The organism is Faecalicatena orotica (assembly GCF_905197545.1).
GTDB classification, from domain to species: Bacteria; Bacillota; Clostridia; order Lachnospirales; family Lachnospiraceae; genus Faecalicatena_A; species Faecalicatena_A orotica.
The window spans coordinates 264272-278638 of sequence record NZ_CAJJZH010000001.1; the positions used below are offsets into that span (position 1 = coordinate 264272).

Genomic DNA, 14367 nt, shown 5'->3' on the forward strand with positions numbered 1-14367 from the left:
AAAACATGAAGAAGACAGTAAAACAGTGGAAAGAATATTACTCCAGTCCGGAATTCAGCCAAAACTTTGTTTATGACGGAAAGGACCTCGGGGCGGTATGCACGGCTAAAGGAACGGCCTTCAGGCTGTGGAGCCCGTCTGCTGATCAGATTGCAGTCAATCTGTATCAGGCGGGTACTGAAGTGCCCGCATACGCGGTCCATCCGATGAAACGGTTAGAAAAGGGCGTATGGGAGTATCGGACAGAAGAAAACCTGCATGGAACCTATTATGATTTTACCCTGCTTCTGGATGGTGAGATTGTTGTTTCCGCGGACCCCTATGCAAGGGCCTGCGGTGTGAACGGCAGACGGAGCATGGCGGTGGATTTAAGGAGGACCGACCCCGCAGGATGGGAACAGGATCAGGCGCCTTCGTATGGGCAGGAACGCATCATCTATGAACTGCATGTGAAGGAATTTTCATGGGACAGGGCAGGCGGATTCCCGGAAGAGTGCAGGGGAAAGTATGGTGCATTTTTGCATACTGACACGACCTTGAACGGGGATGGGAAACATCCTACAGGAATCTCTTATCTGAAGGAATTAGGCGTGACCCATATCCAGCTTATGCCGGTCTATGATTACGGGTCTGTGGATGAGGCGAAAAGGGATGACCAGTTCAACTGGGGATATGACCCGCTTAACTATAACGTGCCGGAGGGGTCTTACTCTTCTGACCCGGACCACGGGGAGGTCAGAATCCGGGAACTGAAGGAACTGATTCAATCGCTCCACAGGGAAGGTTTCCGTGTGATCATGGATGTGGTTTACAATCACACCTATTCTATGGATTCCTGGTTCCAGAGGACGGCTCCCTGGTACTTTTACCGGGCGGATAAAAATGGAAAGCCCTCCAATGGTTCCGCGTGCGGCAATGATGTGGCAAGTGAGCGTGACATGTGCAGCAAATATATACTGGAATCCGTATTATACTGGGCAGAGGAGTATCATATGGACGGATTCCGCTTCGACCTTATGGCTCTTCTGGACGTGGAACTGATGAACCGCATACGCGCCGAACTGGATGTACGCTACGGGGCGGGCGAAAAGATGGTATTCGGGGAACCCTGGGCGGCGGAGAAGACAGCGATGGAAGACGGTGCATGTCAGGCTCTGAAAAAGAATATCCGTAAGCTGGATATAAATATCGGTATGTTTTCGGATGATATCAGGGATACTGTGAAAGGCTCCGTGTTCGAACTGGACGCCCCCGGGTTTGTAAACGGCGGGAAAGGCTTTGAGGAGGACATATTAAGCAGTGCGCGTGCATGGTGCCATAAAAGGAAACCGGGGATCAAGGCGCCCTCACAGGTCATCACGTATGTATCCTCCCATGATAACCAGACGTTGTGGGATAAGCTGGCCGAGACCATTTCCGATGAAAATATGTTAAGGAAGGCATACCGGCTGGCGGCCGGAATATACATGACCTGTCAGGGAAATCTATTCTTTCTTTCCGGGGAAGAATTCGGGAGGACGAAGAACGGCATTGCAGACAGTTACAATTCCCCCATCAGTGTGAACCGGCTGGACTGGAAAAAAGCATGGGAGGAGAGGGAGCTTGTTACATACTATCAGGGGCTGATTGCACTGCGTAAACAGCTTCCGGGCTTATGTGACAAATCAGAAACTGCGTGGAAAAGAGTAAGAAAAGAGTGGAAAAAAGAGGGAATCGTGGGTTTTGAACTGGATAACTCGTCAGAATATGCAGATTCTGTGTGGAAAACTCTTCAAATCATATACAATGCCGGTCAAAACGAGGAAGAAATCCGGCTTTCCAGAGGAAACTGGGAGATATTAGTAGATTCCCGGGACAGTTTCCTGTGGAAAACACCGGTTACTGTGACCGGTTCCGTTATGGCGGCGCCAGTTGGAATCCTGATCTTAGGACGCAGGGAAAAATGATGAATCAGCCCCATTCTTTAGAAAGTGATACGAATAGATATGAAATGGATTTATGGAAAACATGATTGGAAGACCCCCCGGCGCGGGGAAGAAAACTGCTGGCTGATGACAAACGGGCTTGGTGGTTTTTCTTCAATGACAATGACAGGAGCGGTAACCCGCAATGACCACGCCCTTTTGATGGCATGTGTTAAGGCCCCGAACCACCGCGTGAATCTGGTGCACCGCATCCGGGAGCAGGTGGAGTTCAAAGACAAACAGAGCGTTACGATATCCAGTCAGGAATTTGCAGATGGCCGGAGGGAAGAAGGATGTCAGTATTTGTCCGCATTCAGTTATGAGGATACGCCGGTCTGGAGATTTCAAATCGGGGGTGTGGAGATTAAAAAGGAGGCGGCAATGGGGCAGGGCACCAATACGGCGGTCCTGCGCTATGAAATAGAAAACCGGGGCAGAGAGACCTGTACATTGTGTGTTACGCCGTTTTACCAGTTTGTACCAAAGGGCAGTGACATGAAAGAAGGCCAGAGCATTGAAATGACCGGGCATAAAATATCTTCCGGCGGGACTGTACTATATCTCAGGACGAATGGAACTGTGGAAGAGATTCCAGAAACTTCAGAAACCTATTTTTACCGCTATGATGCATGTGACGGCAGGCGGAAAAACGGAACGGCAGCGGCAAACCACCAGATTTCGGTGTCAGCAGAGCCGGGTGGAAAAAGGGTGCTGGAAATCATATTTGAAATGCAGGAATCAAATGAAAGTGCACTGGAAATCATAGACAGTGTGAAAATGTTCCGCCGGGAGTGGGAAGAACGTGCCGGTTTGACCTCCAGGGCCGGAAAAGTGCTGTCAAAGAGCGCGTCACAGTTTATTTCCGAGAGGGAATCCACAGGCGGTCTGACAGTGCTGGCCGGTTTTCCGTTTTTTGAAGACTGGGGCCGTGATACCATGATTGCACTGCCGGGCCTGTGTATCACAACCGGGCAATATGGGACAGCAAGACAAATCCTCCGTACATTTGCTCTCAATGAGAGAGACGGCCTGATGCCGAACCTGTTTCCGGAGGGCGGCAGTGAGCCTCTGTACAATACGGCGGACGCGGCACTGCTTTTTATCAATTGTATGTATCTGTATTATGAAGCAGCAGGGGATGCGGCGTTTTTAAGAGAAGTATATCCGGTTATGGAAAGAATCATGCAGGGATATCGGAGGGGGACCGGGTTTGGAATCCGCATGGATGAAGACGGACTCATACAGGCCGGGGAAGGGCTTTCCCAGGTTACATGGATGGATGTCCGTATCAACGATATTTTACCCACGCCGCGCCACGGGAAACCAGTGGAAATCAACGCATACTGGTATAATGCGTTATGTATTATGAGCAGGTTCGCCGAGATTTTTTCACAGGAGACACGGGTTCAGGCAGGGGAATATGCTGCGCTTGCTAAGCAGGTTAAGGCCTCCTTTACGGAGCAGTTCTGGATGGAAGAAAAACATTGTCTCAAGGATGTGGTATCAGGCACTGCGGCAGACTGGCAGATCAGATGTAATCAGATCTGGGCGGTTTCCATGCCGTTTACCATGCTGGACAGAAAAAAAGAGGAACAAATAGTAGAAACTGTCTTTGAAAAGTTGTATACTCCATATGGGCTCAGAACTCTGGAAGAGGGGGATGAGCAGTTCCATCCGTGCTATGCGGGGACAATGGAACAAAGGGATATGGCATACCATCAGGGAACTGTATGGGCATTTCCACTGGGCGGATATTACCTGTCGTATCTGAAAGTACATGATCACAGTGAAGCGGCAAAACAGACAGTCAGAGAACAACTGGAGGTTATGGAAAGTGCAATGCGGGAAGGCTGCATCGGCCAGCTTCCTGAAATCTATGACGGAAAGATACCGTCTGTATCAAAGGGCTGTTTTGCACAGGCCTGGAGCGTAGGAGAGCTGCTGCGCGTATATGAAATGATAGAAAAACAGGAAAGAGTTTCCGGTGTGTGAATGGAATGGCCAGATACACCCGGCAATTGTGAAAGGAGATTTTAATGGAACAGGCATTGGAAATGATGTTGAAGGAAAGATTCAACAAGAGTATTGCAGAAGCATCAAAGGAAGAGATTTATGCGGCCCTTTTGTATGTGACGAAAGAAAAAATGCGGGGGATGAAGAGGAGTGAGGGGAAGAAAAAGCTGTATTATATATCGGCTGAATTCCTGATCGGCAAGCTGTTATCCAACAACCTGATTAATCTCGGTCTGTTTGAGGAGACGAGGGAGGTACTGAAAAAGCATGGTCACGACCTGACAGAAATAGAAGAAATTGAGCAGGAACCGTCTCTTGGAAACGGTGGCCTGGGACGTCTGGCGGCATGTTTTTTAGACTCCATTGCCACACTCGGGCTTGAAGGCGATGGCGTGGGATTAAATTACCACGATGGATTGTTTTTGCAGAAGTTTCATGATAACAAGCAGCAGGAAGAGAAAAATCCGTGGATTACCAGTGACTGCTGGCTGAATAAGACGGATGTCAGCTTTGAAGTGCCGTTTAAGGATTTTACCCTGACTTCAACGATGTATGACATTGATGTACCCGGCTATCACAGTGGATGTAACAGACTGCATCTGTTCGATCTGGATACGGTAGATGAGGCAATCATCCACGACGGAATCCAGTTTGACAAAGACGATATCAGAAGGAACCTGACGCTGTTCCTATACCCGGATGACAGTGACGAGAAGGGACAGCTTCTGCGTATCTACCAGCAGTATTTTATGGTAAGCAATGCGGCACAGCTGATACTGAAAGAGGCAGAGGAGAAAGGGATCAACCTGTATCACCTGCACGAACATGTCTGCATCCAGATCAACGATACACATCCGACAATGGTCATACCGGAGCTGATCCGCCTGCTGACACAGAGAGGGTTCAATATAGATACTGCCGTAGACGTAGTGAGAAAGACCTGTGCATATACGAACCATACCATCCTCGCAGAGGCACTGGAGAAATGGCCGGTTTCTTATCTGGAGAAGGTCGTACCGCACCTGCTCCCGATCATCCGTGAACTGGATGCAAGGGTCAGAAGGGACTACCACGATGAGAGAGTCTACATTATTGACAAACAGGACCGCGTGCACATGGCCCACATTGACATCCACTACGGATATGCGGTAAACGGCGTTGCAGCGCTTCACACAGAGATTCTCAAAGAGTCCGAGCTGAAACCGTTTTATGACATCTATCCGGCGAAGTTCAACAATAAGACGAATGGGATCACCTTCCGCAGATGGCTCGTGCACTGCAACCATGAGTTAGCAGAATATCTGGAAGAACTAATCGGGCCTGCTTATATGGAAAACGCAGACGAACTAGAGAAGCTTCTTTCATACAAGGATGACGAAAAGGTTCTGGACCAGCTAATTGCAATCAAGAAGAATGCAAAGCGGAAACTGAAGGATTACCTGAAAATGTCACAGGATGTTGATATCGACGAAAACGGAATCTTTGACATACAGATCAAACGCCTCCACGAATACAAGAGACAGCAGATGAATGCATTGTATGCTATATATAAATACAAGGAAATTAAAAAAGGAAACCTGCCGAAACGTCCGGTCACAATGATTTTCGGTGCAAAGGCGGCACCCGCCTATACGATTGCAAAAGATATTATCCACCTTCTGCTCTGCCTGCAGCAGCTCATCGACAATGACCCTGCTGTCAGCCCCTACCTGAAGCTTGTCATGGTCGAAAACTATAACGTGACAAAGGCAGAAAAACTCATCCCTGCCTGCGACATCTCCGAGCAGATTTCCCTTGCATCCAAGGAAGCAAGCGGAACAGGCAATATGAAATTCATGTTAAACGGTGCAGTAACACTTGGAACAGAGGACGGGGCAAACGTAGAAATCCACCAGCTCGTAGGAGACGAGAATATTTACGTTTTCGGCGAAAAATCAGAAAATGTCATCAAATTCTACGAGACACAAGGCTACTGTTCAGCAGATATCTACGACAACGACCCAATGGTGGAAGAACTGGTAGACTTCATCATCAGCAAAGACCTGATCCGCATCGGCGACCCGGTAAATCTGGGAAGACTATACAAAGAGATCGTAAGCAAAGACTGGTTCATGACACTGCTCGATGTGAAGGACTACATCAAGACAAAAGAACAGATGCTTGAAGATTACGAAGATGAAAAAGCATGGGCGAAAAAAATGCTCGTAAACATCGCAAAAGCCGGCTTCTTCTCATCCGACAGGACCATCGCGGAATACAACAGGGACATCTGGCATTTGTAGGGGTCAGACCCTTTTGCGCTCCGTTTTCAGAATATTCTTAAAATATGAGGTAGGATAAAGGAGATAATCATGAGGAAAACAGGGATTTTGATGGCAGTTTCTTCTCTTCCGTCGAGGACTGGCGTGGGGGAACTGGGGAAGGAAGCGTATCGTTTTATTGAGCTTCTGAAGGAAAATAGTGTGAAAATTTGGCAGATTCTTCCGCTGAATCCGGTGGGATATGGAAATTCTCCGTACCAGCCGTATTCCTCCTGTGCGGGAGATGAGCTTTATATTAGTCTGGATATGCTGTATGAGGATGGGCTGCTGAGTGAGCTGCCCCCCTCATTCAATGAACATGCAAAAAGTGTGGATTATGATGCGGTACGTGTGTTTAAGGAAACATACTTAAGAGAGGCGTTTCGTAATTTCTGTGAGAAGGAATGGCTTCAGGAAGAGGATTATCAGGAATTTGCGTCTCAGGACTGGGTTTATGAGTATGGTGTGTTCCGTGCTTTGAAAGTGGCAAACGGTGGGATATGCTGGAATGAGTGGAGGCAGGAAGATAAGGACTGGCCGGCGAAGAGGACGGAACTGGCGGAGGAGATCGAACTGGAGGCACAGTACCATATGTTCCTGCAGTATTTGTTCTACACCCAGTGGATGCAGGTAAAAGACGCCGCAAATGAAAGCGGCATCGAGATCATGGGAGATGTACCATTTTATGTAGGCGTGGATTCTGTGGACGTCTGGGCAGGAAAAGACAACTTCCTTCTGGATACAGACGGCAGGCCGGTTTTCATTGCAGGAGTACCGCCGGATTATTTCAGCGCTACCGGCCAGAGATGGGGCAATCCGATCTATGACTGGGAATATATGAAGGAACAGAACTATCAGTTCTGGGTGGACCGGATTGGTTACAGCAGCAGGCTGTTTGATATTATCCGCATCGACCATTTCCGTGCGTTTGACACGTTCTGGAAGATTCCTGCCACATGTCCGACAGCGGTCGAGGGTGAGTGGATCGAGGCGCCGGGCTATGAGGTGATCGATACTTTAATCGAAAAAATCCCCGGGCTGAATCTGGTGGCGGAGGATTTGGGAGATCTCCGTCCGGAGGTACTGGAACTCAAAGACCACTACCACTTAAAAGGAATGAAGGTTCAGGTATTTTCGATCGAAACAAAAGGAAAATTCGCATATGACAGTTTCCATGATGTAGAAAATATGATCATTTATACAGGCACCCACGACAACGATACACTGATGGAGTGGTATCAGGGACTGACAACTGCTGCAAAGAGGAAGGTGCGCCGGTTCCTGAAACGCGAAGGATTTAAGCAGGGTTCCGTGAAAGATCGTCTGCTTGCATACACACTGGCATGTAAGGCCGAATATGCGGTCATCCCTATGGTGGATATTATTGGGCAGGGAAAAGAAGGCCACATGAATACTCCGGGGACGGTCGGATCACCGAACTGGGAGTGGCGTATGCCTGACTTCGCAGAAGCGGAAAAGGAACTTAAGGTTTACAGAAAACTGATCATAAACAGATAAGGGGCTGCTATGGATTTTACAGGAGTTTATCACAGAACATCAGAGCAGATGAGCTACGCACAAAATGAAAATGAACTGGTCATAAACCTGAAGACAGGATACGATGTAAAACAGGTTTTCATTCACCACGGCGACCCTTATGATGCAGGAATATTAGGCGGAAATGAGGTATGGCACGGGAAGAGGGAAGAGATCTGTTTTAAAAAACGGCTCCGGCACCAGCTCTGGTGGACGACAACACTAACGCCGGAATATAAACGGTGTAAATATTATTTTGAGCTGCATACAGATGGTGAAGTCTGGTACTATCTTGAGGATGGATTTCTGACGAAAGAGCAGCTGAACATGAAAGGGAGGATACTGCAGTACTTTATCGTACCGTGGATGAATCCGGCAGATGTTTGCAGGACACCGGCATGGGTCAATGACACCATATGGTATCAGATCTTCCCGGACCGGTTCTGCAACGGGACACCGGAACTAAATACGGGGGATATCAGAACGTGGCAGTCGGGCCCGGCCAAGAATGAAGAGCGCTATGGCGGGAATCTGGAAGGAATCCGAAAGAAGCTCCCTTATCTGAAGGAGCTTGGAATTACCGGAATCTATCTGAATCCTATCATGGAAGCTGAATCCAATCATAAATATGATACAAAAGATTACACAAAGATAGATCCGGATTTTGGCAGTAATGCTGACTTTGGCAGGTTAGTGCAGGAGGCCCATGAGCAGGGGATCAAAGTGATGGCTGATGCCGTATTCAACCACTGCGGACGTAGATTTGCCCCTTGGGTGGATGTGCTTGAAAAGGGAGAAGCATCCCCATACGCGGACTGGTTCATGGTGCAGAAATGGCCCATCCCGGATAAACAGGCTGATACAAGGGACGGCAGGTTTTATTCATTTGCATTTGCAGACTGGATGCCGAAGCTGAATACGAACAATGAAGAGGTGATTACATATTTCTGTAAAATATGTGAAGACTGGATCCGTGACTATGATATTGACGGGATCCGTTTTGACGTGGGAAATGAAGTATCCCACAGATTCTTAAAACGGATCAGAGAGCATTTGCACCGCATAAAACCGGACATCTACCTTCTGGGGGAAATCTGGCACGATGCCGGTCCGTGGCTTCAGGGGGACGAGTATGATTCTGTCATGAATTACCCGCTGATGAGCGGCATCCATGAATATTTTCTGGATAAAAGTCTGGATAAATCAGAGTTTGAATATATGATAAACCGCTGTTATACGATGTACATGCAGCAGAACAATAATGTCATGTTTAACCTGCTGGATTCGCATGATACGGAACGGCTGATGAACCGCTTTCACGATCTGGATATCTTTTACCAACAGCTTGCTGTCCTGTTTACCATGCCGGGAAGCCCGTGCATTTACTATGGGACAGAGATTGCAATGGAGGGAGGTTTCGACCCGGACTGCCGCAGATGTATGCCCTGGGAAGAACTTGGGACAGAGGAAAACCAGAACCGCATCGAAGCAGTGCGTACCCTGATCCGGCTGAGGAAGCAGGAAAAAGCACTGAGAAGCCTGTATTTCCATTTCCCGGAAGAGTATCCGCAGCGCAGATGCGTAGAATATATTAAAATAGATTCACAGGGCAGAGAGATAGAAGTACTTTTGAATTGTTCTGAAGAAAAGATAAAAGTAAAAGAGGGAGGAGAAATCCTGTTTGCCAGAAACTTTTCTGAAGGCGTTCTGGAGAGAAACGGAACGCTGGTCCGCAGAAAGAAATCAAACACATGGAATACGGAGGAAATGGAAAATGGAGCATAAAAGGATAGATAACATTAACCGCAGAGACTCAGGAATGGCCTACATTTCAGATGATGCAGTCATGGAAGAACAAAAGGTATGCAGGAAGATTTTGCAGGAACTAAATTTTGCAGACCGTTCTGATTTTGACAAACTTAGCGCAATCGTAAAGGAACTGCTCGGCGAGTCCGAGGATGCGTTCATCAACCCGCCGTTTTACTGTGATTACGGTTCCCACATCAAAGTCGGGAAGAACTTCTTTGCAAACTACAATTGCTCTATTATAGATGTAGCCCCGGTGACAATCGGTGACAACTGCCAGCTGGCTCCAAACGTTGCGATCTATACCGCAGGACACCCGTTACATCCCGTTTCCAGAAATTCCATGTATGAGTACGGGATCGAGGTTACAATCGGCGACAATGTGTGGATCGGCGGTAATACAGTAATCCTTCCCGGCATACACATAGGGAGCAACACTGTCATCGGTGCGGGCAGCGTCGTGACAAAAGATATTCCAGACTGGTCACTTGCGGCGGGAAATCCATGCAGAGTTATAAGAAAGATTACAGAGGAAGATAAGAAATATTATTATAAAGACAGAGAATTCGATGAAGAGGCGTGGGAAGAGATCCAGAAACTGTAAATCCTGCCAACATGATATTATTTCTGTTATTTATATGATGCATAAAAAGATAAGCCGTCAGATATTTTAATATCCGTCGGCTTATTTGGAACAAACAGGGATTGTTTCTATCTCAGACTATAATTTTGAGATAATTTCAACTCTAAAAATTCTGGAGAGATATATTCTTTATGTTTCCATTCTTTTTCTTGTAAATAATCTTCATCTCTGGTACTGATATATGTATCTGTCAACTCTGTGTAAGGGGCTATCTTTTTTACTACTCTGACTAATTTATTATATACTTTTGTGACAGATTCTGGTCTTGAAATATATGCGCCATCATTATAATATCCAGAGATCACATATAACCGGCTTCTTGAAAGCCATTTTTTGTCATCATTCCTATAAGAAAAATTTGCTTCGATTACGACATTTCCAGAGGAATCATATCCTCCGATACATTCGTCCCCAGATGGTAACTGTCTGGAGATAAGTTCACCCGCTTCTGGTACATAGAAATAGTAATATTGCTTGTCTTTGGTGACAATATCTAAGGTGTTTCCATATACCAGTTTCCCGCCAACGGATTTTATAATAATGCATCCGGAATCTAATGCCGCTTGTGCAATTGGTAAAAAATCTTCATATCCCAGCCAATAATTAATTTGCTTCCCCATAAGTTATTCCTTTTCATTCAAACAGGCTTATAATAATGCTACCGGATATGCTTTTTAATCGCATCGAAGCTTTCTTTACTGATTACATGCTCAAGCCTGCAGGCATCTTCCGCCGCAGTCCTTTCATCCACACCCAGCCGCACCAGCCAGTCTGTAAGCAGTTCATGCCGCTCATAAATCATCTCGGCAATCTCACGCCCTGCATCTGTAAGAGTAATGTACCCTTCCTTAGACACCGTGATTTGTTCCTTTTCACGCAGATTCTTCATAGCAACACTGACACTGGATTTCTTAAAATTCAGTTCCTCCGCAATGTCCACAGAACGTACGACAGGATGCGATTTGCTCAAAATCAGGATCGTTTCCAGATAGTTTTCAGCTGATTCATTCGTTTTCATAGGATGTCACCCCTTCTTTATATGTAGTAAATTAATGTATCTGCTTTAAAAAAATATATCAATAACCGTATGGTAACATATTTTAACAAACAGGGCAAATACATAAAATTTTATGGATAAATTCAATATGTAAAGGGCTTACTAATCGAATTAACCTTTCCCGCTATCTCTTCCTTCTTAAAATTGAGAAATATTTTCAACAAAGTACTTGACAATTAATGGAAGTTAGAATATACTAACTTTGTAATTGAAAACAATTATCAATAAAAATGGAAAGAAGATGAAGATGATGCCATTAACAATGGTAAAAGAGGGAAAACCCAATATCATCCGCAAAGTCGGAGGAAAAGAAGAGACGAGAAGGTTTCTTGAGAATCTTGGTTTTGTAGTTGGAGGTACAGTCACAGTAGTTTCTTTAATTGGAGGCAATATGATTGTGAATGTCAAGGATTCCAGAGTTGCCATTGGGAAAGATATGGCAAATAAAATCATGGTTGGCTAAGGAGAGGGCAAGAAGATGAAGACATTGAAAGAAGTCCCGTGCGGCGAGACTGCTAAGGTAACAAAACTAACCGGTGAGGGTCCGGTTAAAAGAAGGATTATGGATATGGGAATTACAAAAGGTGTAGACGTATTTGTAAGAAAAGTAGCGCCCTTCGGAGATCCTGTTGAAATCACGGTCAGAGGATATGAATTGTCGGTAAGAAAAGCGGATGCGGAAATGATTCTTGTAGAATAAGGATATTTATTTCTGCATCAAATTTTTGATTATTGGTTAGCGAAAACTAACATAAGACAGGGGTAACGAATTACAAGAGTGTACAAAGCTGAATGTCATTTGTTCTGCGTACGATTGTTGTCAGGAGGAAAGGGTAAAAATGGCTATAAAAATTGCATTGGCAGGAAATCCAAACTGCGGTAAAACAACATTATTCAATGCTCTGACCGGTTCCAACCAGTTTGTTGGCAACTGGCCGGGAGTTACAGTAGAAAAGAAAGAAGGAAAACTGAAAGGACATAAAGACGTCATCATCATGGACCTTCCGGGAATCTATTCGCTTTCTCCATATACACTGGAAGAAGTAGTTGCAAGAAACTATCTGATCAATGACAAACCGGATGCAATACTGAATATTGTAGACGGCACGAACATTGAGAGAAACCTGTATCTCTCCACACAGCTGATGGAGCTGGGAATTCCGGTTATCATGGCTGTTAACATGATGGATGTTGTGGAAAAGAGCGGTGATAAGATACATATTGATAAATTGAGTAAAAAGCTCGGCTGCGAGGTTGTTGAAATATCTGCCCTAAAAGGAAACGGAGTTGCAAAAGCGGCAGAGAAGGCTGTAAAGATTGCCAACAGGAAGGATGCGGCAGTACCGGTACATAAATTTGCACCGGAAGTAGAAAGTGTGCTGAATTCCATTGAAAATAAATTAGGCAGCGATATTCCGGAAGAACAGAAGAGATTTTTTGCAATCAAACTTCTGGAAAAGGATGATAAGATATCCGCCCAGATGAAACGCGTGCCTGATGTGGCCGAAGAAATCGACGCGATTGAAAAAGAGCTGGATGATGATACCGAAAGTATTATTACAAATGAGCGGTATGTTTATATTTCTTCTATCATAAATGAGTGTTATACTAAGGTAAGCAAGGGAAAACTATCCACGTCAGATAAGATTGACAGGATTGTTACAAACAGATTCCTCGCCCTGCCGATCTTTGCATTGGTTATGTTTATCGTTTACTATGTATCCGTCACAACGGTTGGAACATGGGCGACTGACTGGGCAAATGACGGTGTATTTGGAGAGGGATGGAGCCTGTTCGGACTTCAGATCCCCGGTATCCCGGTTCTGCTTGAATCCGCACTGAATGCCATAGGCTGTGCAGGATGGCTGCAGGGACTGATCCTGGACGGTATCGTTGCCGGGGTTGGAGCGGTTCTTGGATTTGTACCGCAGATGCTTGTACTGTTTATTTTCCTCGCTTTTCTGGAAGCATGTGGTTACATGGCCAGAATCGCGTTTATCATGGATAGAATCTTCCGCAAATTCGGACTCTCGGGTAAATCCTTCATTCCGATGCTGATCGGAAGTGGATGCGGTGTTCCCGGAATCATGGCTTCACGTACGATCGAGAATGACCGTGACCGCAAGATGACCATTATGACGACGACATTCGTGCCATGCGGGGCAAAACTGCCGATTATCGGCTTGATTGCAGGAGCCTTATTCGGCGGGGCATGGTGGGTTGCACCGAGTGCTTACTTCGTTGGAATCGCAGCAATCATCTGCTCTGGAATTATCTTAAAGAAAACAAAAATGTTTGCAGGCGATCCTGCCCCGTTCGTTATGGAGCTTCCGGCATATCACCTTCCTACTGTTGGGAATGTACTGCGCAGCATGTGGGAACGTGGCTGGTCCTTCATTAAAAAGGCAGGGACGATCATCCTTCTTTCTACAATCCTCGTATGGTTTACTTCATACTTCGGATGGGTTGACGGTAAGTTCAGAATGCTGGAGGATATGGAACTGAATCACAGTATTCTGGCAGCAGTTGGAAATGGGATCGCATGGATATTCACTCCGCTCGGATGGGGAGACTGGCGGTCAGCTGTTGCAGCCATTACAGGCCTTGTAGCGAAAGAGAACGTAGTTGGTACGTTTGGCATCCTCTATGGATTTGCAGAAGTTGCAGAAGAAGGAAACGAAATCTGGGGAACACTTGCAGGAAGTATGACGGCTGTTGCAGCTTATTCCTTCCTCGTGTTTAATCTCCTGTGCGCGCCCTGCTTCGCGGCAATGGGAGCAATCAAGAGAGAGATGAACAATGTAAAATGGTTCTGGTTTGCAATTGGTTATCAGACACTGCTTGCATATGTAGTTTCACTTTGTGTATATCAGATCGGGACCTTCATCACAACAGGCGTATTCGGCGCCGGTGTGGTCGTTGCAATCCTTCTGATTATTGGATTCATCTATTTATTAGTAAGACCATATAAAGAGAGCAGGACTTTGAAAGTGGATTTAAGAAGTGCTGCATCAGCAAAATAGACATCAGCCGGAAAGGAGGCAGCAT

The 14367-nt window shown here is 46.0% G+C and carries 11 protein-coding genes; 9 read left to right on the forward strand and 2 right to left on the reverse strand.

The features are described 5' to 3' along the window. The first annotated feature begins 5 nt into the window (after positions 1-5). The 6 genes from pulA (at position 6) to ABIN22_RS01120 (ending at position 10223) form a co-directional block, all read left to right on the forward strand. Positions 6-1946, forward strand: a complete 1941-nt coding sequence (gene pulA, locus ABIN22_RS01095) for a type I pullulanase (RefSeq protein ID WP_346906128.1) — start codon at positions 6-8, stop codon at positions 1944-1946. Between the two features lie 39 nt (positions 1947-1985). After that, entirely contained in the window at positions 1986-3956 is a 1971-nt protein-coding gene (locus ABIN22_RS01100) for an amylo-alpha-1,6-glucosidase (RefSeq protein WP_430517191.1), read from the forward strand. Positions 3957-4000: 44 nt separating this feature from the next. Continuing rightward, positions 4001-6259, forward strand: a complete 2259-nt coding sequence (locus ABIN22_RS01105; protein WP_346906130.1) for a glycogen/starch/alpha-glucan phosphorylase — start codon at positions 4001-4003, stop codon at positions 6257-6259. Positions 6260-6328: 69 nt separating this feature from the next. Next, entirely contained in the window at positions 6329-7795 is a 1467-nt protein-coding gene (gene malQ / locus ABIN22_RS01110) for a 4-alpha-glucanotransferase (protein WP_109729722.1), read from the forward strand. 9 nt (positions 7796-7804) lie between these two features. Continuing rightward, complete coding sequence (locus tag ABIN22_RS01115) at positions 7805-9598, forward strand: glycoside hydrolase family 13 protein (RefSeq protein ID WP_346906131.1); 1794 nt, start codon at positions 7805-7807, stop codon at positions 9596-9598. Beyond that, positions 9588-10223 carry a sugar O-acetyltransferase gene (locus tag ABIN22_RS01120; RefSeq protein ID WP_346906132.1) on the forward strand — a complete coding sequence of 212 codons (636 nt, stop codon included), beginning with the start codon at positions 9588-9590 and terminating at the stop codon, positions 10221-10223. The genes ABIN22_RS01115 and ABIN22_RS01120 overlap by 11 nt, the downstream gene beginning before the upstream one ends. A gap of 107 nt (positions 10224-10330) precedes the next feature. Here ABIN22_RS01120 and ABIN22_RS01125 read toward each other — a convergent pair whose 3' ends face one another. After that, on the reverse strand, positions 10331-10882 hold the full coding sequence (locus tag ABIN22_RS01125; RefSeq protein WP_346906133.1) for a hypothetical protein: 552 nt from the start codon (positions 10880-10882) through the stop codon (positions 10331-10333). 38 nt (positions 10883-10920) lie between these two features. Then, positions 10921-11280, reverse strand: a complete 360-nt coding sequence (locus ABIN22_RS01130; protein ID WP_346906134.1) for a metal-dependent transcriptional regulator — start codon at positions 11278-11280, stop codon at positions 10921-10923. Positions 11281-11566: 286 nt separating this feature from the next. Here ABIN22_RS01130 and ABIN22_RS01135 point away from each other — a divergent pair, with 286 nt between their 5' ends. The 3 genes from ABIN22_RS01135 (at position 11567) to feoB (ending at position 14342) form a co-directional block, all read left to right on the forward strand. Beyond that, the gene (locus tag ABIN22_RS01135; protein ID WP_109729718.1) at positions 11567-11782 is read left to right on the forward strand and encodes a FeoA family protein; all 216 of its coding nucleotides are present in this window, start codon (positions 11567-11569) and stop codon (positions 11780-11782) included. Positions 11783-11797: 15 nt separating this feature from the next. Further along, positions 11798-12019: a FeoA family protein gene (locus ABIN22_RS01140; protein WP_109729717.1), complete on the forward strand. Its 222-nt coding sequence runs from the start codon at positions 11798-11800 to the stop codon at positions 12017-12019. A gap of 139 nt (positions 12020-12158) precedes the next feature. Beyond that, positions 12159-14342 carry a ferrous iron transport protein B gene (gene feoB / locus ABIN22_RS01145; protein WP_346906135.1) on the forward strand — a complete coding sequence of 728 codons (2184 nt, stop codon included), beginning with the start codon at positions 12159-12161 and terminating at the stop codon, positions 14340-14342. Positions 14343-14367: the final 25 nt, after the last annotated feature.